Genomic DNA, 21,042 nt, shown 5'->3' with positions numbered 1-21,042 from the left:
AACACTTTTTAACAAGCGTTTAAACTAACTTAGCACCACTTTTATACGATAAATGAAACCATAATAAGGGAAACAGAATAAAGAAAATTTTGCTTTATAAAACATTGTTACCTTCGTGGCCATTACTGAACAAATTATTTTAATGAAAAGAATATTTCAAGTTTTAATTCTACTAGTTTTAGCCGCTCCGGCCCTCGCTCAAATACGTCCACAAGGTCAGGCACCGGCAACCCCTTCTTTAAAGGTTGGTGGCTTAGATCTCGATTATTTTAGTCCAAAAGAATATATCATTGGTGGTACAACAGTAACAGGAACCCAATATTTAGATAAAGAAGTATTAATTACACTATCTAAATTAACCAAAGGCGACAAAATTGTACTTCCTGGTGAGGCAACTTCTGATGCAATTAAAACGCTTTGGGCACAGGGATTGTTTGATGATGTTAAACTTAATATCGAAAAGTTTGTTGGGGATTCAGTTTATTTTGAAATTGAAGTAGCAGAACGTCCGCGTTTAAGTTCTATCGATTTAAAAGGTATCCGTAAATCTGAAAAAACAGCCATTCAGGAGAAATTGAATGATAAAACAGGTAAAATCGTAAATGATAACTTATACAATACCACTTCGGCCATTGTAAAAAAATATTTGTTGGATAAAGGTTTCTTCTTCACGCAGATCGATTATAAAACACGTAAAGATCCAAATGCGGAAAACAGTGTGGTTTTAGAAGCCAATATCAATAAAGGTCATCGTGTTAAAGTTCAGCACATTGATTTTACCGGCAACAAAGATTTTAAATCAGCAAAACTCAGAAAATACTTAAAAAGCCCTAAACAGTTTGCATGGTGGCGTTTTTGGGGTTCAGGAAAATTCGCAAAAGAAAAATACGAAGAAAACAAAGTAAAAATGATTGCCAAAATGCACGAGAAAGGCTATCGTGATGCGGAGTTATTAAAAGATACCATCTACCAGTACAATAAGAAAAAAGTTAATATTAGAATGGACCTTTACGAAGGCAAGAAATATTATTTCGGTAATATTACCTGGGCCGGTAATGCGATCTACCCTGACAGTATTTTGAAAAAAGTATTGACCATTGAAAAAGGTGATGTTTTTAGTGAAGAAAAATTAAACAAGAAGTTAAATGGCGGTGGCGAAAACGGTGGCGACATTAACAGTATGTATACCGATAACGGATACTTAACTTTTAACATCGATCCGGTGCAAACCAAAATTTACGGCGATACAGTTGATGTGGAATTACGGATGTACGAAGGACCTCAGTATACCAATAACCGAATTACCTTAAAAGGAAATACCATCACAAATGATAAAGTTGTATTGCGTGAGATCCGTACTAAACCTGGACAAAAATTTAACAAAAGTGATTTAATCCGTACTATCCGTGAAATTGGTCAGTTAGGTAACTTTGATGAATCTAAAACAGTGCCAACTCCTCGCCCTAATCCGGCAGATGGTACAGTGGATATTGAATATGCAGTAGAAGAAAAACCTTCAGATCAGATTGAGCTATCAGGTGGTTTCGGTGGTGGCCGTATCATTGGTACATTAGGCTTAACCTTCAACAACTTTTCACTACGTAACCTGTTCAACTTAAAAGCTTATAAACCACTACCAAAAGGAGATGGACAAAAATTAAGCTTACGTGGACAAACGAATGGTAAATACTACCAATCATATAGTTTCTCTTTTTCACAACCTTGGTTTGGCGGCGAGAAACCAGTAAGTTTAGGTGTGAGTGCATTTACCTCATTACAATCTAATGGTTTAAGCAATGGAGATGCTGCTTTTCAGAAAATCCGTTTAAATGGGGTAACGGTTAGTTTAGGCAGAAGATTGAACTGGCCGGACAATTATTTTCAGTTAAGCCATGCATTTAGTGTGCAACAATATATATTAAATAATTATACAGGGTATTTATTCAAAACAGGTACATCATATAATATCAGCCTATCGCAAGAAATCAGTCGCGACTCAAGGGATTCGCCAATTTTTCCTAAATCAGGATCATTTTTACGTTTTACCATTCAGGCAACACCTCCATTTTCATTGTTAAACAAAACAAACTATGCTACGGCATCTGATAAAGAAAAATACCGTTTTACAGAGTATCATAAATGGAAATTCGATTCGCAATGGTATCAGCGCGTAGCTGGAAATCTTGTAATTAAGGCACAGGCACAGTTTGGTTTCTTAGGACAATATAATAAAGCAGTGGGTCAATCAGCATTTGAGCGTTTTAAACTGGGTGGTGATGGTATGCAGGGATTCGATTTCTTACAAGGTTCGGAGTTAATTGCAATGCGTGGTTATGCTAATAATACGGTTATTCCAAATGGTTCTGATCCAAATGTTGCACAGCAATCTGGTAGTCCGATTTATACAAAATACGTATTAGAGGCACGTTATCCGGTAATTGCTAGTCAGCAAGCTACGGCATTTGTTTTAGCATTTGCAGAGGCAGGTAATACCTGGAATAGATTTGGTGATTTTAATCCTTTCAATGTGAGGAGATCAGTTGGTGTAGGTGCACGTATCTTTTTACCAATATTTGGTTTATTAGGTATTGATTATGGACATGCATTTGATAGAATTCCTGGAATAGCTGATGGTGGTAAACAAAACTTCACCTTTAGTATCGCACAACAATTAGGTGGATTTTAATTGTTAAAGAACAAAAATTTAATTAATTATGCAATAAATCATCGCAAGATGAGTTTAAAGAAAGCTTAGGTTATTAAAGTATCATTAACACACACACAAATGAAAAAGTATCTTTTTATCGCATTTCTACTTTGCACTTCTTTCGGTGCCTTTGCACAGAAGTTTGCTTATGTAGACACGGAGTATATTTTGAAACATTTGCCAGAATATAAGTCGGCATTGAGTCAGTTGGATGTTGCCTCAAAACAATGGCAGCAGCAGGTTGATCAGAATTTTTCTGAAATCGACAGGATGTACAAGGCTTATCAGGCAGATCAGGTTTTACTAACAGATGATATGCGCAAACGCCGTGAAAATGAAATTATTGAAAAGGAAAAACAAGCTAAAGAATTTCAGCGTTCGAAATTCGGTCCTGATGGCGATCTTTTCCAAAGCAGAACAAAATTAATAAAACCTATTCAGGATAAAGTAGCTGAGGCAATTAAACAAATTGCAAAATCTAAGTACTTAGATTTTATTTTCGATAAGAGCAGCGAAGCCACCATGATGATTTATGCAAGCAGCAGTTACGATGTTAGTAATGATGTAATTGTAAAATTAGGTTACAAGCCAGGGACTGTAAATAATTAGTATATTCGCCCCTGATTTTTAGAAAAAACAATTAGAAAAAAATAAAAAAGTAAAATAGAACGATGAGAAAGTTAATTAACGTATTCTTTGTAGCAGCAGGTTTATTGTTTACAGCGAATATGGCAAGTGCACAACAAAAATTGGGTCACATTAATTCTGAAGAGGTATTCGCAAATTTACCAGAGGCTAAAGCAGCTCAAACAACTTTAGAGACCTTAGGTAAACAAAAACAAGCTGATATTGATGCAATGATCAAAGAATATCAGGGAAAATTGGCAGCAGCTCAAACCAAAGAAAAAACTTTGAGCGAAGCTAACAAAGAATCAGTAGGAAAAGAATTGCAAGTTGCTGGTCAAGAATTACAGGATTTAGAAAAACGTATCACTGATGCCCGTACTAAAGCTTCACAAGATATAGGTACTAAACAAGGCGAATTGTTTCAACCAATCCAGGCTAAAGTTGCAACTGCAATTTCAGCTGTAGCTAAAGAAAAAGGATTAGCTTACGTTTTCGATATCGCAAACGGACAAGGTGGTAACAATTTAGTTTTCTGGGATGGTGGTGATGATATTACTGCTTCAGTAAAAACTAAATTAGGCATTACTGCAACTGCTGCAAAACCAGCTGCTCCTAAAAAGTAGTTTGAGTTCGGAGTCGCAAGTCTCCTTAACAGTACAAGATATAAAGCGGAATTAAGTTTAACTTAGTTCCGCTTTTTTTGTTTTTAGGATTTTCGTCATGCTGAATTTATTTCAGCATCTTTAATGCCTGGCTTTACTGTTAGTAAGATCCTGAAACAAGTTCAGGAAGACGAACATTTTAACGATTCTACTTTTCAATATTTATCAATAACTTCCCAACACAATGCGCACATCCCCAATAGGTATTTTCGATTCAGGTTACGGTGGGTTAACCGTATTCCGTTCTATAGCAGATAAACTGCCCGATTATAATTATATCTACCTGGGCGATAATGCGCGTTCGCCTTATGGTGATCATTCTTTTGATACCATTTATAAATATACTTTAGAATGTGTTGAATGGCTTTTTGCGAAAGGTTGTCATTTAGTTATCCTTGCTTGTAACACCGCTTCTGCCAAGGCCCTACGCACGATACAGCAAAAAGATCTTCCGGCAAAATATCCTGATAGGAGAGTATTAGGTGTGATTAGGCCCACTGCCGAAGTTATAAACGGATATACCAGTACCAAACAAGTTGGTGTAATGGGAACAAGAGGAACGGTGAATTCTCAATCCTATCTTTTAGAAATTAATAAGTTTTTTCCAGAAATTGAGGTATATCAGCAAAGCTGCCCGATGTGGGTGCCTTTGATTGAAAATAACGAACATTTACAGCCGGGATCAGACTTCTTTATTAATGAATATTGCAGTCAGTTACTTAGTCAATCTGAAGATATCGATTGTGTATTATTGGCCTGTACACATTATCCTTTGTTAATGCCAAAACTGAAAAAAGTATTTCCCGATCATATCAACGTTTTAACACAAGGTGAAATTGTAGCTAAGAGTTTGGTCGATTATTTGGAAAGACATCCTGAAATCGAACAAAAACTAGCTAAACAAGGAGAAAGACAATTTTATACCAGTGGTGATCCTGCTGCTTTTGATGAACACGCTTCAATATTTTTTGGAGAAGCACTAAAATCGGGTAAGATGTAGTACCGTTAATCGGTTAATTCCCTATATGCATACTGCTGAATTTGTTTAAGTATCTATTTTGCTTATTTCTATCGACTAACTGTTCTTCTGATCTGCATCCATCTAAACTTTTATCTGTATCTATTTTGTTAAATGTCCCTGCTAAATGCTATCCTAAGTACGTCCTGCTGAACTTGTTTCAGCATCTATTTTGCTCGTTAAATTACTAATTCAAATCCTGTTTAACTGGCTATTAAGTCAATATGCTTTAACATTAGTGTCAATTTTACACTAACTATGCGCTTTATTTATTAATATTATAATAATGATGCGCGATATTAAGTTACAAACGCAACTTAGCCTACATTTAAGGGCATCTGTCAGTTTAAACTCATCATCTTAAAAGAAAGCATTTTTGTTTAGGTTGTAATGGTTTAAAAGGATAACTTTGCGGCTTCAAACCCACACAATGAGTGATCAGATAAAACACGAATGCGGAATCGCTTTTATTCGCCTGTTAAAACCACTTTCTTACTACCAGCAAAAGTACGGTACAGCACTTTACGGCCTTAATAAATTATACCTTTTAATGGAGAAACAGCATAACCGGGGCCAGGATGGCGCAGGTATTGCCACCATTAAACTGGATATGAAACCGGGCAGTAGGTACATTAGCCGATACCGGAGCATGGCATCTAATGCGGTAGCTGATATCTTCGAATATGTGCAGAACAAATTTGTCGATATCCAAGAAAATACCCCTGAATTAATGCAGGATACAGAATGGCTCAAAAACAACGTAAGCTTTATAGGCGAGGTGTTAATGGGCCATTTGCGTTATGGTACACATGGTAAAAACAGCATCGAAAATTGCCATCCTTTTTTAAGGCAGAACAACTGGATGACGCGTAACCTGGTTATTGCAGGTAACTTCAACATGACGAATGTTGATGAATTATTGGAGCAATTGTACGAGCTAGGTCAACACCCGAAAGAAAAAGCAGATACTGTAACCGTATTGGAAAAAATCGGTCACTTTTTAGATGATGAAAATCAGGAGCTTTTCGATCAGTATAAAAAAGAAGGGCATGATAATGTTGCGATCACACATAAAATATCCGATAATTTAGATATTGCTAACATTCTTCGCCGCTCAGCCAAAACATGGGATGGAGGTTATTCGATCTGTGGTATGGTGGGTAATGGCGATTCGTTTATCATGCGCGATCCGGCAGGTATCCGTCCGGCATATTATTATTATGATGATGAGATTGTTGTAGCGGCTTCAGAAAGGCCAGCATTACAAACTGCATTTAATATTCAATTCAAAGATGTTAAGGAAATCGATCCAGGGCATGCTTTAATTATTAAGAAAAATGGAGAGGTGAGCATGGAGCAGTTCCGGGAGCCTACCGAAAGATTATCTTGTTCGTTTGAGCGCATCTATTTCTCTAAAGGAAGTGATGTTGAAATTTACCGCGAACGTAAACAGCTGGGCCGTTTGTTGAGTGACAAAATTCTTCAGGCTGTTAATTACGATTTAAAAAATACGGTATTCTCATTTATTCCAAATACGGCAGAAGTTGCCTTTTTCGGAATGGTTGATGGTGTACAACGTTATGTGCGCAATCAGCAAAAAGAAACGTTATTACATAGAAAAGAACAATTAACTGATGAGCAGTTAGACGATTTATTGTCGCTTGCACCACGGGTTGAAAAGCTTGCAGTTAAAGATGTTAAACTGAGAACGTTTATTACCCAGGATGCTGACCGTAGTGAAATGGTGGCCCACGTTTATGATACTACTTATGGCATCATCAACAACCATCAGGATACTTTAGTAGCTTTAGATGATTCTATTGTTCGTGGTACTACGCTTAAGCAAAGTATCATTAAAATTGTAGACCGTTTACACCCTAAAAAGATTATTATTGTTTCTTCGGCACCTCAAATTCGTTACCCTGATTGTTATGGTATTGATATGAGTAGAATGGGCCAATTTGTGGCTTTCGATGCAGCTATTCAGTTGCTTACCGAACGCGGGATGTGGCAGGTTATCGAAGATGTTTACACCAAATGTAAAGCTTCGTTACTTTTACCCAAAGAAGAAATTGTAAACCACGTTAAAGAAATTTACAAACCTTTTACACCTGAAGAAATTTCAGCAAAAATTGCACAAATTATTACGCCTAAAGGTACCGTAGCAGAAGTTGAGGTAATTTACCAGAGCCTGGAAAATTTACATGAGGCTTGTCCGAAAAACAAAGGAGACTGGTATTTCTCAGGAAATTATCCTACTCCAGGTGGTAATAAAGTAGTAAACAAAGCTTTCGTTAACTGGAAAGAAGGAAATAACCAAAGAGCTTACTAAGGTATTCCCTAAAAAGCACTTAGATAACAAAATAGCTCATATTTATATGGGCTATTTTTTTTTGTTTTTTACCACTGAGAACATCGAGTTTGCACAGAGAAAAGAAGAGTTTCGAGCCCCTGTTTAGCGCTGGGCACGAAGACACAAATTGTAGCTTCCTATGCAGAGAAGAGTCCTTAGACTCCGCTCAAAGTGACCATCAAAAAAGGTAACAATCTTTTCCTACCTAAACCTGACATTAGCGGAAAGCCCGGAGGTAAATTCTTCATTTGCCGAGGACTTGTAGCATTGGCAGGACTAACGATAATTGTGGTACTGCACTTGCTTTTCTAAAAATATTAGACCACCTAAATCTTATAGGCAGATCCAAGCTGAGAACGCAATATATTATGCGTAAAACTTTAAATAAGTTTTAATAATTAACCAGAAGGCAAAGAAGATAATAACCACACCGGCAATTTTGTTCAATTTTTTTAATGCGTCTTCTTTGATTTTATAACGGAGTTTACTAGAGTAGAAACTCTTTGCGCCATCAATACTAAGTTGTGTGGCCATGGCAATAAAAAAGCATACCAATTTCTCGTTAAGCATGTTATTCAGCTTAACTGAGATAATTCCACTTACAATTATCCAAAACATTAAGGTAGAAGGAGTAAGGATGCACATCAGAAATCCTTTAATCACATACCCGCGTTTGCTTACCTTTTGCAGGGTAGAGCTGTCGTAATTAACGGTAATTTTAGAAACGAGGTAATAAATGCCTACTGCTAACAAAAAAAGGCCCCCAATGGTGCCCACATATTTATCAAATTCGGCTTGATAATCCAGAAACTGGCTTCCAAAAAGCACAAGTGCGATGAGGATTATATCACTGATAATCACGCCAACGGCTAAAGAAAATCCAGCTTTGAAGCCTCTCTCTATGCTGGTTTTGATCATTGCAAAAAATACCGGCCCTGTTAAAAACGACGAAATAATCCCTGCTCCTATTCCTAGTAATATGGCTTCAAACATGCATTGTATTGTTTATAATATGCGAATATGCAATTTTATACCTAAACATATAACATTTATTTTTGTTGCACGGGTTGCATAAAATTTACTGGTTTTCATTTTTTTTTATTTATGTTTAGAGCCACTAAAACTAGATTTAAAAAATGAGTTCAGAACAAACACAAACCAAATGGGGGCAATTTATTCCTTTGGTCACGGTATTCTTTTTCTGGGGCTTTGTGGCCGCCAGTAACGATATTTTAATACCGGTATTTAAAAAAGCTTTTGATTTATCCCAAGCAGAAAGCCAATTGGTATCGTTGGCATTTTATATTGCCTATACCGTGGGTGCTTTAATTTACAACGGTATTTCTGTACTTATCGGACAGGATATTGTAAATAAACTTGGCTATAAAAATTCGCTTGCGCTTGGCTTGGTTATTTCTGCACTTGGAACATTATTGTTTTATCCGGCAGCAAATCTGCATTCGTTTCCTTTAATGCTTTCGGGCTTGTTTATTGTGGCGCTGGGTTTCTCCTTACAACAAACGGTGGCCAATCCATTGGCAATTGCATTAGGGCCTATTACTACGGGTTCTCAACGTTTAACTTTGGCTGGCGGTATTAATAATTTTGGTACTACTATCGGGCCGCTTATTGTAAGTTTTGCCATTTTCGGTTCTGCTGCCAATGCTACAACCAATATAAGTATTGAAAGTGTTAAAATTCCTTACCTTATTTTAGGGGTTGCGTTTATTGCAGTTGCTATTTTCTTAAAAATGTCGTCGTTACCTGATAAACCTGCATTGGTAGAAGCGTCAGTTGATGATACTAAATCGATTAAGGGGTCAGCGTTGAAATATCCACAGTTGGTTTTAGGTATGATTGCCATCTTCGTTTACGTTGGTGTTGAAGTTTCTACTGCCAGTAACTTACCTGCTTACATGGAGAAAGATTTAGGCTTTGCGATTAAAGATATTGCTCCATATATCTCTTTATATTGGGCAAGCATGATGATTGGCCGTTGGACCGGTGCTGTTGAAGCCTTTACCGATAACATCAGTACGCAAAAAGTGTTGCGTTTTATTGCACCATACCTGGCTTTTGGTATTTTCTTAGCGGTTAACGCCATTGCAAAACATGATCTTGCACCATTTTATGTGTACGGTTTAATTATTTTAGTGTTAATTGGTGCCGATATGGCCAGTAAAGGCAATCCGGCGAGAATGTTATTAATTTTCTCTGCTATAGGGATTACTGCTTTATTAATCGGGATGTTTACCACTGGGATGACAAGTGTTTACGCAATTACCAGTGTAGGTTTGTTTTGCAGCACCTTATGGCCTTGTATTTTTACTTTAGCCGTAAGCGGATTGGGCAAACATACCAGTCAGGGCAGTAGTTTTCTAATTATGATGATTATGGGCGGTGGTATTATCAGTTGGGCACAGGGTGCTGTATCTGAATTTACAGGTATCCAATACAGTTATGTTGTGGGTATAATTTGTTTCTCTTACCTGGCTTTTTATGCCTGGAAAGTAAGTGGTATTTTAAGATCACAGGGAATATCTTTCGATAAGAAACTTTCTGGCGGACATTAATTTATAATAAACTAATTTTGCAGCCACAGCGATTCAATTGCTGTGGCTTTTTTGATTTTATACATGACAGATAAACCAAGCTTCGATACCATCTTTATGAACCTAGCCACCGATTTGGCTGCCCGCTCACATTGTGTGCGTGCACATGTAGGTGCCGTTTTAACGAAAGATACCCGCATTATTTCCATCGGCTATAATGGGCCGCCAGCAGGTACGCATAACTGCGATGAGGAATGGCCAGAGCATGGCTGCGCCAGAGACAGTAAAGGAAGTTGTTCCTTAGCCTTACACGCTGAGGAAAATGCTATCCTTTATGCCTCAAAAAATGGATCGAAGATAGAAGGTTGTACTTTATACACCACTTTGTCGCCTTGTATTGCCTGTGCACGGTTAATTTTGTCTTCCGGAATTAAACTCGTGTACTATTCGAAATCGTACGCAGCTTACAAAAGTTTGCCAAGTGATGAAGGTGTGGATTTTTTAAGGAAATTTGGGGTTGAAGTCGTTTTGATGAAATCGTAGAGGTTTCGTTGTTTCATTTACTATTGGTATTTGGTTAATCGGTTTAACTGCTTAAATTGATTAACTGGAGCTAAACGCCAATTGTTCAATTCAAACTGTAGTTGATTTATTTTTTACGTTTAATTACCGCCAGGCTCCATGCGCTAATCTCTTAGCTTTTCCTCTAAAAATCTCAAATCTCCCCTCTCAAATCTCGTATCTAATTGCTACCTTTGCGGATGCAAGAAAAAATCATTATCGTCGATTTTGGTTCGCAATTTACACAACTCATCGCTCGTAGGGTTCGCGAACTAAATATTTACTGTGAAATATATCCATATAACAATCTTCCTGAAATTACGCCTGATGTAAAAGGGGTTATATTTTCGGGTAGTCCTTATTCTGTTCGCCAGGAAGATGCTCCTCAAATCGAATTAGCTAAGTACCACTTAAAATATCCATTATTGGCTGTTTGTTATGGTGCACAATACATTGCCCAACATTCAGGTGGCGATGTACAGGCCTCTTCAACCCGCGAATATGGCCGTGCAAATTTGAATTTCGTAAACCAGGAGAATAAATTATTTAAAGGTATCAATATCGATTCGCAGGTATGGATGAGTCATGGCGATACCATTACCGATATCCCTGAGAATTTTGAGCTGATTGCCAGTACAGATAGCGTTAAAGTAGCAGCTTACCATATTAAAGATTCTGATACTTATGCCATCCAGTTTCACCCTGAAGTAACACACAGTACAGATGGAAAAATCCTTTTGGAAAACTTTTTGGTAGATATCTGTGGATGTAGCCAGGATTGGACTTCTGCTGCTTTTGTTGAAACTACAATTGCTGATATTAAAGCTACAGTAGGTAACGACAAAGTTGTTTTAGCGCTTTCAGGCGGTGTAGACAGTAGTGTTGCAGCGGTACTTTTGCATAAAGCCATCGGCACAAACCTTCACTGTATATTTGTAGATAATGGTTTATTGCGTAAAAACGAATACGAAAGTGTTTTAGAACAGTACAAAGATTTTGGTTTAAACATTAAGGGTGTTGATGCGAAGGATAAATTCTTAAGTCAGTTGGCTGGCGTAGAAGATCCTGAAACAAAACGTAAAATTATCGGCCGGGTATTTATTGAGGTTTTCGATGAAGAATCTCATCTGATTCAAGATGTAAAGTGGTTGGCGCAAGGTACAATCTATCCTGATATTATCGAATCTGTTTCGGTTAAAGGTCCGTCGGCTACCATTAAATCACACCATAATGTAGGTGGTTTGCCAGATTTTATGAAACTTAAGGTTGTAGAGCCGCTTAAAACTTTATTTAAAGATGAAGTAAGAAGAGTAGGTACCACTCTAGGTTTAGAATCATTTATTTTAGGCCGTCACCCGTTTCCTGGTCCCGGTTTAGGCATCCGCATTATTGGAGAGGTAACGCCCGAAAAAGTGGCTATTCTACAAGATGCCGATAAAATTTATATCGATAACTTAAAAGAAGCAGGTCTCTACGATCAGGTATGGCAGGCCGGTGCAATCTTTTTACCGGTACGATCAGTAGGCGTAATGGGCGATGAACGTACTTACGAAAATGTAATTGCTTTAAGAGCAGTAGAATCACTTGATGGTATGACTGCTGATTGGTGCCATTTGCCTTATCCGGTATTGGCTAAAATCTCTAATGAAATCATTAATAAAGTGAAAGGAATTAATAGAGTAGTGTACGATATCAGCTCTAAACCACCTGCAACAATCGAGTGGGAATAATTTAATGGTGAGTTTTCAGTTTGGAATTTCAGTCTAAACTGCATAAAATAAATGTAATGCTAGCAAGGTGGAATAAACTTTGCTAGCATATTTTGTTAAAAATGATAGGTATGAATTTTAAAAAGGTTTATTGGTTGCCAATTTTGTTTACTGTAATTTTAAGTGCTTGTTCACCTAAGATTAGGACTCCCAAACCAGAAACTAAAAAACCTGAAGAAAAAGAAAGGCCTGCCGATAAAAAGCCGATCAAAAAGTTTTCGCAGGCAAGTGTTTCCTTACTTGTTCCTTTTAAGCTCGATGAACTGAATTTAAAAACCGCTACAAAAGCTGATATTGAGAAATATGCAATGCCTATCGATTTTTATCAGGGCTTTAAATTAGGGCTTGATTCTGCAGCTGCCCAGGGCTTAAATTTTAAGTTGAATGTTTTCGATACCCAGGATGATAACGCTCATATTTCTACACTGTACAAAAACGAAAGGTTTAAAGAGAGCAATATCATTATCGGCCCCGTTTTTCCTGAGGGTTTAAAATTTATTTCTACCTACTCAAAAGAAAATAATGCACTTATCGTATCGCCTTTAGCCGCTACTGAACCTACTGAATTTAATAATCCCAACCTGGTTTCAATTGTAAATAATATTGGTTTGCATGGCAAGAAAGTAGCCTCTTACATTGCTAAAAGTTTTAATCCAGCCAATACTATAGTGGTGATAATTAACCCTAAAAAATCAGAAGATGAACAGTTTGCAGCCCCGGTAAGAAATTATTTTAAAAACAGTACAAAGTTTGTGGTGCAGGAATATGCCTCAGCTTATACCTTTGAAACGAAAATGATTAAAGGCAAGCAATATGTAGTTGTGGTTACATCATCCGACCGCGCTTTTGTGCTGCCCACTATCGAAAAACTTTATAAATTAAAAAATCTGCCAACAGGAGGATATAATATCAATTTATTTGGACATCCAAATTGGGTGAAACTGAATTATCCTACTGATAAATTGCAAAATTTAAATACCATTATAAGTTCATCTTACAAAATAGATTATAAAAGCAGTGCCGTAGTTACTTTTATCAAAAAATATCGGTATAAATATGGTTTCGAACCTGGTGAATATGCTTTTAAAGGTTTCGATATCGGCTATTATTTTGCTAAGCTTTTGGTGAACCATGGAGAAGTATATAAAGACTATATCGTAAAAGATAAATATAAAGGACTACATAATAATTTTTCATTTATTCATGATGAAAAATTAGGTTATATTAACACAAGTTTAATATTACTGAAGTTTAAAAACTTCGCGCTAAACCCAGTTGAATAATCTACATTTCTTCCATTTAATTATTGCATGAGAGCAGACCATCAGTTAAGAGCCTTTGAACAGATTTTAAATAATTACGATGGCAGTTTTCCCTTGCATCGCTTTTTGCCTGCTTATTTTAAACAGCATAAACAGATGGGTTCATCAGATAGGAGATGGGCAACCCGTCATATTTATAGTTTTTTCAGGCTTGGGAAGGCTTTATCAACCCTTCCGCAGGAAGTGCGGCTAAGTATTGCCGATTTCTTATGTCATGATACCCTTAGCCTGATTGTTGAGAAGAATCTGCTTCAGTTAAAAGAACATATTACATTACCTCTTGGGCAGAAATTAACCCTGATTAAAAGCAAATATCCAGATTTTGAGCTGGAACAGGTTTATCCTTTCTCTACAGCACTTTCGGGAGATGTTGACAAAGAAGCATTTTTTACCTCCTTTTTTAAACAACCTGATCTTTTTATCAGGGTGGCAGCTGTAGATGCTGCAGAGGTTATTACTAAGCTGGAAAATGAGAATATTACTGTTAAAGCGATTTCCGAAACTGCCCTGGCTTTACCCAATGGAACTAAATTAGAAACTGTTTTAAAAGAGGGGAGTTACCAGGTTCAGGATTTATCTTCACAACATACCGGCGAATATTTTAAACCAAATAAATGGGATAAATGGTGGGATTGCTGCGCAGCATCAGGCGGTAAAACCTTACTTCTCCATAGTTTTGAACCAGTAATTGAGCTTTTGGTTTCTGATTTGCGTGAAAGTGTACTTTTGAACCTCGATGAGCGTTTTCGCCTTGCGGGAATTAAAAAATACCATAAAAAAGAATTGGATCTTTTACAAAATAACGATCAGGTGTTGCACCATTATCAGTTTGACGGGATCATTTTAGATGCCCCTTGCACCGGCTCAGGTACCTGGGGTAGAACGCCAGAAATGCTCAGTTTCTTCGAAGAACGTAAAATCAATCAGTTTGCTGCCATTCAGAAAGGTATTGTACAAAACATTGTGAAATACTTAAAACCGGGCAAGCCTTTAATTTATATTACCTGTTCTGCCTTCGAGGCCGAAAACGAAGCAGTTGTACAGCATATGATCGATACCTTGCCTTTAGAATTGGAAGAAATGGAATTGATTAAAGGCTATGAAAAAAATGCTGATACAATGTTTGTAGCCAGGTTAATTAAGAAAAGCCAGGATTAATCACTCGGTTCGTCACCCCAAATTTATTTCAGGGTCTTACAATATAGATGCTGAAATAAATTCAGCATGACGATCGTTTTAGAGCCGCTAAGTATGTTCAAACCAGGATTTGAAATTCTTTTTGAAGTATTTCACTGCTTCTATTAAAAGGGCAATGGCTCCAATAATTAAGGTATATTCTTCAAAGCTGTTCATAATATAAGCTTTATTGTTAGATCAATATACGGAATTATTGTTACAGATTGATTGAGGGATTGTCATTTTAAACGTTATTTCCCTCGATCGTAATGCTAAATTTCAGCATCTTTTCTGCAAGATAGACCCCGAAATAAATTTACTGCGTAGCTTTCCGCTGCGTTACAGCTCAGGATGACGAATCTTTGAATAATCCTAAAGCCCTGTATTATTTCTAAACAACTTAATCGCGATAGCCAATAAAATTACGCCAAAGGCTTTACGTAGAATATTTAATCCAGATTTGCCGAAAAGCTTTTCCAGCCTGTTGGTATTTTTCAATACAAAATATACAAACAACATATTAAGAATTATACCCACCAATATATTCTGCGTATGGTATTCTGTTTTTAGCGAAAGTAGCGTGGTCATTGTACCAGCTCCTGCAATTAGTGGAAAAGCCAATGGAACAATAGACACCGTTTCTGGAGCCTCTTCCTTGAAAATGGTAAGACCCAAAACCATTTCCATGGCAATAAAAAAGATCACGAACGAACCTGCAATGGCGAAAGATTCTACATCTAATCCAATTACCTTTAATAAAGATTCGCCAACAAATAAGAAGAGGATCATTAAGCCTGTAGCCACAAGTGATGCTTTTTCTGATTCGATATGACCTGCTTTTCTGCGCAATTCGATTACCACAGGAATGGCTCCTAAAATATCTATAATAGCAAAAAGTACCATCGTAGTAGATAGGATCTGGCTTAAGTTGAACGTCATAAAATCGAATTTCATAGCGGAGCAATTTTAAGCAAAGGTAGCGGAATTTGTTTCAATTCCTCAATTGTGTAAGTATTTATTAGAAATAGAACTGTGTTCTTAAAGTGAGCACATTGTCTTTTCTATCAGCGGTATAGCCTTCTATTTTGGTCGATTCGTTTTTAATGATATCGTAATATAGAACAGCTTTAAAATGTGGATTAAAATGATGCAGAAAGCCAAAACCAAAAGTATCAAAACGCACATCAGCAGGAGATAGGCCGCGATCGCTTGAAATATCGAGTCCTTTTACTTTCGAATTCGGATCGTACCAATCGTATTTTAAAATAATTTGATTATCGGTACTGTTAAGGGTTTGCACAAAAGTAAGGTAAGCACCATTAAAGGTTCTGGTATAGTACGGCAAAGCAATCGATTTATTGTCCACAGGATAAGAGCCAGGTGTAGTTGATGTTGTTGAAGTACCCGTTTGTAATCCAGATACCACCTCTGCTCTTAATTCCGATTTCCAGCTTTTGGTTTTAGTGGCCAATTGGATGTCGGCACCATAATATCTTCGTGGGGCAACTTTATTAACGGTATTAACCGACGAATCTTTCACCATTCTCCATTGATCGTTTATTTGGTTAATTTTATAACTTACAGGCAAGCGGTGGTTTAATCCACCTTGTAGGGTACTTATACCACCAGCTACGGTAAAAGTGTTAAATGCATAGGTTTTATGGCTTAACCTAAAGATAAAATCTTTGCTGTTATCAAATTCTCCTGTACCTGCGAGGCCCTGCCCATTGTAAATACCGAAATCAAATACGAAATTTTTAAGCCTGGCATCCTTCCAACGGGGATTTAAACTAAACGTTACACCAAGATCACGTTCAGTTTTCATTAAAATCTGCGACATCCGGCCACGTTCTGGTGCTTCCCTAACGGAAGATGACAGCTGAAGCTCGTTACCAAAAGGACGACCGGAAAGGCCTAAAGTTACCGCTAAAATTTTCCATTCATTCTCATAATAACGTCCCCAAAAATCCCGAATGGCAACCCCTTGTTCAGTTCCATCAAACTGGAGTACAAAATAAGTAGAAGGACTGCCATCATCAGTTAACATCATATAATCAGCCCTGAGGCGGCCCCTTCTCAGTCTAAATCGGTTATTGGTAAACTCTCCAAAATTTCCACCCTGATATTCTGCCTGCGTACCGTTTGATTGAGCAACCTGAAATTGCGGTTGTAAATATCCGCTGAAAGATAATGAGCCGTATTTTTTTGATATAATGAGCAAATGGTTAACTGTTGTAGAATCCATTACATCGTTAATTGTTCTTTGGCCGTAACTTATTGACGAAAACAGCGGCAGGAATGCAACGATCAGAAAATATACCTTTTTATATCTGGCAAAATGGCGGTTCATGTTATCGATTTTTTGCAAAGGTAGTTTTATTAACAATTATTTAACATAAAAAAAGCCCCGACTTTCATCGGGGCTTATAATTTTTTAGAAAATTTTTATTTTACGTCTCTCAAATGAGAATTTTTTCTGCTGTATCCAAAATAAATAATGAAACCTAAAGCTAACCAGCCAAATAACCTTAACCAGTTGGTCCAACCTAAGCCAAGTATCATTAAACCGCAGGCAGCAACACCAAGAATTGGAATTATAGGTACCCAAGGAGTTCTAAACTGACGTGGAAGATCCGGATCTGTTTTTCTTAAGATGATTACCGCAACACAAACCAGCATAAAGGCAAATAAAGTACCAATACTGGTCATATCACCAACAACATCACCAGGAATAAATGCGGCAAATAAACCCACAATTACCAAAATAACAAGGTTGGCTTTAAAAGGTGTTTTAAATTTAGGGTGAAGATCGCTAAACATTTTAGGTAATAAACCATCTTTACTCATCGAATAAAATACGCGGCTTTGGCCTAATAACATCACCAGGATTACAGAAGAGAAACCTGCTAAAATAGCTACAGTTACCAATTTAGATAACCAGCTATAACCAGTCATATATTCACTTATTGCAGCAACAACTGAAGCTTCGCCACCTTTTGTTCTGAAAAATTCTACCGGAGCAATACCTGTTAAAACGTGTGCAAATAAGATATATAATACTGTACAAACTGCTAATGAACCTAAAATACCAATTGGCATAGCTGTTTTAGGGTTTTTAGTTTCCTGAGCTGCGGTACTTACGGCGTCGAAACCAATGAAGGCGAAAAATACTGTTCCGGCTGCACCAATAACTCCCCAGAAACCACCAAAACTATGGCTGATACCTGCGTGATCTACATAAGTTGTAGCCTCTGGAATGTATGGATGGTGGTTGGCTTCGTGAATAAAGCCCCAACCTAAAACAATAATTAAAATTACGATACCTACTTTAGTGATTACGATAATACCGTTTACAAAAGCAGATTCTGAAGTTCCTTTAATTAAAAGTAAACTTAGCAAGCCTACAATAAATAAAGCCGGAAGATTTAGAATACCGTTAACGGTACCATCAGGATGCGACTGAAAAGGGGAGTGACACCATTCGTAGGGTATGGGAGACATATGCAATACCTCTACCAAAAGTTTATTTAAATATTCACTCCATGCAATACCTACTGTTGCTGCTCCAACTGCATACTCCAATACTAAATCCCAACCAATTACCCATGCCATCAACTCGCCCATTGTAGCATAAGTATAAGTATATGCACTACCTGAAATTGGAATTGAAGATGATAATTCAGCATAGCATAATCCAGCTAAGGCACAGCCTATTGCCGCTATTATGAATCCGATTGTAACCGAAGGACCTGCATTTTGGGCGGCTGCAGCTGCAGTACGCACAAATAGACCAGCACCAATGATTGCGCCAACACCCAGAGCTACTAATGCTCCTGCACTAAGTGTACGCTTTAAGCCTTTGCCTGAATCACCTGCTTCTTCAAGCAATAGATGCATTGGCTTTTTAGTAAATAAACCCATATTATAGTTTTTGTTTAGATTAATTCAGCTCCAAACGTAATTAAAAATTACGGAAAAGTAAAAGGGATTTTGGTTAAAAATCCCTTTTACTATTATTATATCTATGATTTTACAACTAACGGCTTAAAGTATCGGTTGTATTTAATAAAGTGTCGGTTTTTAGGTTGCCCAAAGCATCGGTTTTTTGTTCAATCCGGATTTCTTTGCGAACTTCTTGTTTATGATCGCTTGCAATTGCCTTAACTGCGATGTATGGAGCAATAACTAGTGAAACGATAGACATTAATTTGATCAAAATGTTCATTGAAGGCCCCGAAGTATCTTTAAAAGGGTCGCCAACTGTATCTCCGGTTACAGAAGCCTTGTGTGGCTCTGATTTTTTATAGTGCATTTCTCCATTAATCATTACACCTTGCTCGAAAGATTTTTTAGCGTTGTCCCATGCACCGCCTGCATTGCTTTGGAAGATACCCATCAACACGCCTGTAACAGTTACACCTGCCAATAAACCGCCTAAAACTTCAGGGCCAAAAGTAAAACCGATAATAATAGGGGTGATTAAAGCAATTGCACCTGGCATCATCATTTCGCGGATAGATGCTTTGGTTGATATGGCCACACACTTTTCATACTCAGGTTTCGCTTTATACTCCATAATGCCTGGAATTTCCCTAAACTGGCGGCGAACTTCCTGAACCATATCCATGGCAGCTTTTCCAACAGCCTGGATACAAAGGGCAGAAAAAATGAAAGGAATCATCCCTCCAACAAATAAACCAGCCAAAACAGGTGCTTTATAGATATCTATTGCGGTAATACCGGCAATGCCCACAAAGGCGGCAAATAAGGCCAGTGAAGTTAATGCAGCAGATGCGATGGCAAATCCTTTTCCGGTAGCAGCTGTTGTATTGCCCACAGCATCTAAATTATCGGTACGTTCGCGAACTTCTGGCGGTAACTGACTCATTTCGGCAATACCACCTGCATTATCCGCAATGGGTCCGAAAGCATCAATGGCCAATTGCATGGCTGTTGTGGCCATCATTCCTGCTGCGGCGATGGCAACTCCATATAAACCGGCAAAATGGTATGATAACATGATACCGCCTGCCAAAACCAGAATTGGGATAACTGTCGATTTCATTCCAACAGCCAAACCTGCAATAATATTTGTAGCATGCCCTGTTGAAGATTGTTGGATAATGGAATTTACAGGCCCTTTGCCCATTGCAGTAAAATATTCGGTAACAATGCTCATAATCGTACCCACTACTAAACCAACAATAATGGCATAAAATACATTTATGCTCGAAAACTCATATCCGCGGAGATTAAGTGTTTCTGGCAACATCCATTTTACAATAAAAAAGGAAGCTATTGCAGTAATCAGGATTGATGACCAGTTGCCTAAATTTAAAGCTGTTTGTACATTCGATTTTTCATCTTTAATGGTTACAAACCAGGTTCCGATAATCGAAAATAAAATGCCCAATCCACAAATTACCATTGGCAATAAGATGGGCGACATGCCGCCAAATTTATCTGTTACAGTAATTTCTTGCCCTAAAACCATTGTGGCTAAAATTGTGGCTACATACGAACCGAATAAATCGGCACCCATACCAGCAACATCACCAACATTATCGCCTACGTTATCGGCAATTGTTGCAGGGTTACGTACATCATCTTCAGGAATTCCGGCTTCAACTTTGCCCACTAAATCGGCACCAACATCGGCAGCCTTAGTATATATACCACCACCAACACGCGCAAATAAGGCTATTGATTCGGCTCCTAAAGAGAAACCTGTTAACACTTCAATAGCGGTTCTCATTTCTACACTATTGGCACTGGTAACATGAAATAGCTGTAAAAAAACGATAAATAATCCACCTAAGCCTAAAACAGCAAGGCCGGCAACGCCTAGGCCCATTACCGTACCGCCGGTAAAAGAAACTTTTAATGCCTGTTTTAAACTGGTTCTGGCCGCTTGTGTGGTTCTTACATTGGCTTTTGTGGCAGATTTCATTCCGATATAACCTGCGGTTGCAGAAAATACTGCTCCAATAATAAAAGATATGGAAATTATCCAGCTCGAATGCATCGGTACACCTTTAATTTCGGTAATTGTTCCGGAATAAGCCAATAATGCTGCTGTAAAAACGGCAAAAATGCTCAATACCCTCCATTCGGCTTTTAAAAAGGCCATTGCACCATCAGCAATATAGCCGGCAAGCTCCTGCATGTTTTTATCGCCGGCATCTTGCTTATTTACCCAGGCACTTTTAACCATCATAACTATAATTCCAACAAGGCCCAGTGCCGGAATACAGTAAATTAAATTGTTTTGTAAAAAATCCATAGTTAATAATTG

15 protein-coding genes are annotated in these 21,042 nt (G+C 37.6%); 10 read left to right on the top strand and 5 right to left on the bottom strand.

Annotation, left to right across the window (positions count from 1 at the left end; all coding sequences use genetic code 11):
* Positions 1–142: 142 nt before the first annotated feature.
* The 5 genes from bamA (at position 143) to ACZZZW_RS21750 (ending at position 7,346) form a co-directional block, all read left to right on the top strand.
* A complete protein-coding gene (gene bamA / locus ACZZZW_RS21770; RefSeq protein ID WP_463496500.1) occupies positions 143–2,686 on the top strand; it encodes an outer membrane protein assembly factor BamA in 2,544 nt (847 codons plus the stop codon).
* 99 nt (positions 2,687–2,785) lie between these two features.
* Positions 2,786–3,316 carry an OmpH/Skp family outer membrane protein gene (locus ACZZZW_RS21765; RefSeq protein ID WP_055912314.1) on the top strand — a complete coding sequence of 177 codons (531 nt, stop codon included), beginning with the start codon at positions 2,786–2,788 and terminating at the stop codon, positions 3,314–3,316.
* Between the two features lie 62 nt (positions 3,317–3,378).
* A complete protein-coding gene (locus ACZZZW_RS21760; protein WP_055912311.1) occupies positions 3,379–3,957 on the top strand; it encodes an OmpH/Skp family outer membrane protein in 579 nt (192 codons plus the stop codon).
* Between the two features lie 223 nt (positions 3,958–4,180).
* On the top strand, positions 4,181–4,996 hold the full coding sequence (gene murI / locus ACZZZW_RS21755; RefSeq protein ID WP_463496499.1) for a glutamate racemase: 816 nt from the start codon (positions 4,181–4,183) through the stop codon (positions 4,994–4,996).
* Positions 4,997–5,444: 448 nt separating this feature from the next.
* The gene (locus ACZZZW_RS21750; protein ID WP_463496498.1) at positions 5,445–7,346 is read left to right on the top strand and encodes an amidophosphoribosyltransferase; all 1,902 of its coding nucleotides are present in this window, start codon (positions 5,445–5,447) and stop codon (positions 7,344–7,346) included.
* Positions 7,347–7,733: 387 nt separating this feature from the next.
* Here the strand turns inward: ACZZZW_RS21750 and ACZZZW_RS21745 are convergent, their stop codons facing one another.
* Positions 7,734–8,360 (bottom strand): LysE family translocator, encoded by a 627-nt coding sequence (locus ACZZZW_RS21745; protein ID WP_055912305.1) that lies wholly within the window; start codon positions 8,358–8,360, stop codon positions 7,734–7,736.
* 143 nt (positions 8,361–8,503) lie between these two features.
* Between ACZZZW_RS21745 and ACZZZW_RS21740 the strand changes: the two genes are divergently transcribed.
* The 5 genes from ACZZZW_RS21740 (at position 8,504) to ACZZZW_RS21720 (ending at position 14,729) form a co-directional block, all read left to right on the top strand.
* Positions 8,504–9,940 (top strand): MFS transporter, encoded by a 1,437-nt coding sequence (locus ACZZZW_RS21740; protein ID WP_055912303.1) that lies wholly within the window; start codon positions 8,504–8,506, stop codon positions 9,938–9,940.
* A gap of 63 nt (positions 9,941–10,003) precedes the next feature.
* Positions 10,004–10,462, top strand: a complete 459-nt coding sequence (locus tag ACZZZW_RS21735; protein WP_463496497.1) for a deoxycytidylate deaminase — start codon at positions 10,004–10,006, stop codon at positions 10,460–10,462.
* A 218-nt stretch (positions 10,463–10,680) separates the two neighbouring features.
* Entirely contained in the window at positions 10,681–12,210 is a 1,530-nt protein-coding gene (gene guaA / locus ACZZZW_RS21730; RefSeq protein ID WP_055912301.1) for a glutamine-hydrolyzing GMP synthase, read from the top strand.
* A 110-nt stretch (positions 12,211–12,320) separates the two neighbouring features.
* Positions 12,321–13,532 (top strand): ABC transporter substrate-binding protein, encoded by a 1,212-nt coding sequence (locus tag ACZZZW_RS21725; protein WP_463496496.1) that lies wholly within the window; start codon positions 12,321–12,323, stop codon positions 13,530–13,532.
* 27 nt (positions 13,533–13,559) lie between these two features.
* Positions 13,560–14,729: an RsmB/NOP family class I SAM-dependent RNA methyltransferase gene (locus ACZZZW_RS21720; protein WP_463496495.1), complete on the top strand. Its 1,170-nt coding sequence runs from the start codon at positions 13,560–13,562 to the stop codon at positions 14,727–14,729.
* A 390-nt stretch (positions 14,730–15,119) separates the two neighbouring features.
* Here the strand turns inward: ACZZZW_RS21720 and ACZZZW_RS21715 are convergent, their stop codons facing one another.
* The 4 genes from ACZZZW_RS21715 to ACZZZW_RS21700 all read right to left on the bottom strand — a co-directional run bounded on the left by ACZZZW_RS21715 (position 15,120) and on the right by ACZZZW_RS21700 (position 21,030).
* A complete protein-coding gene (locus ACZZZW_RS21715; RefSeq protein WP_029274105.1) occupies positions 15,120–15,686 on the bottom strand; it encodes a MarC family protein in 567 nt (188 codons plus the stop codon).
* 79 nt (positions 15,687–15,765) lie between these two features.
* A complete protein-coding gene (locus ACZZZW_RS21710; RefSeq protein WP_463496494.1) occupies positions 15,766–17,097 on the bottom strand; it encodes a porin in 1,332 nt (443 codons plus the stop codon).
* Between the two features lie 95 nt (positions 17,098–17,192).
* Complete coding sequence (locus ACZZZW_RS21705; protein WP_463496493.1) at positions 17,193–18,668, bottom strand: amino acid permease; 1,476 nt, start codon at positions 18,666–18,668, stop codon at positions 17,193–17,195.
* Between the two features lie 115 nt (positions 18,669–18,783).
* Positions 18,784–21,030, bottom strand: coding sequence for a sodium-translocating pyrophosphatase (locus ACZZZW_RS21700; protein WP_463496492.1), 2,247 nt, complete (start codon positions 21,028–21,030; stop codon positions 18,784–18,786).
* Positions 21,031–21,042 lie beyond the last annotated feature (12 nt).

This window comes from Pedobacter sp. AC379, assembly GCF_979258145.1.
The sequence above is the reverse complement of the archived record's forward strand: the minus strand, read 5'-3'. Positions and strand labels throughout refer to the sequence as shown.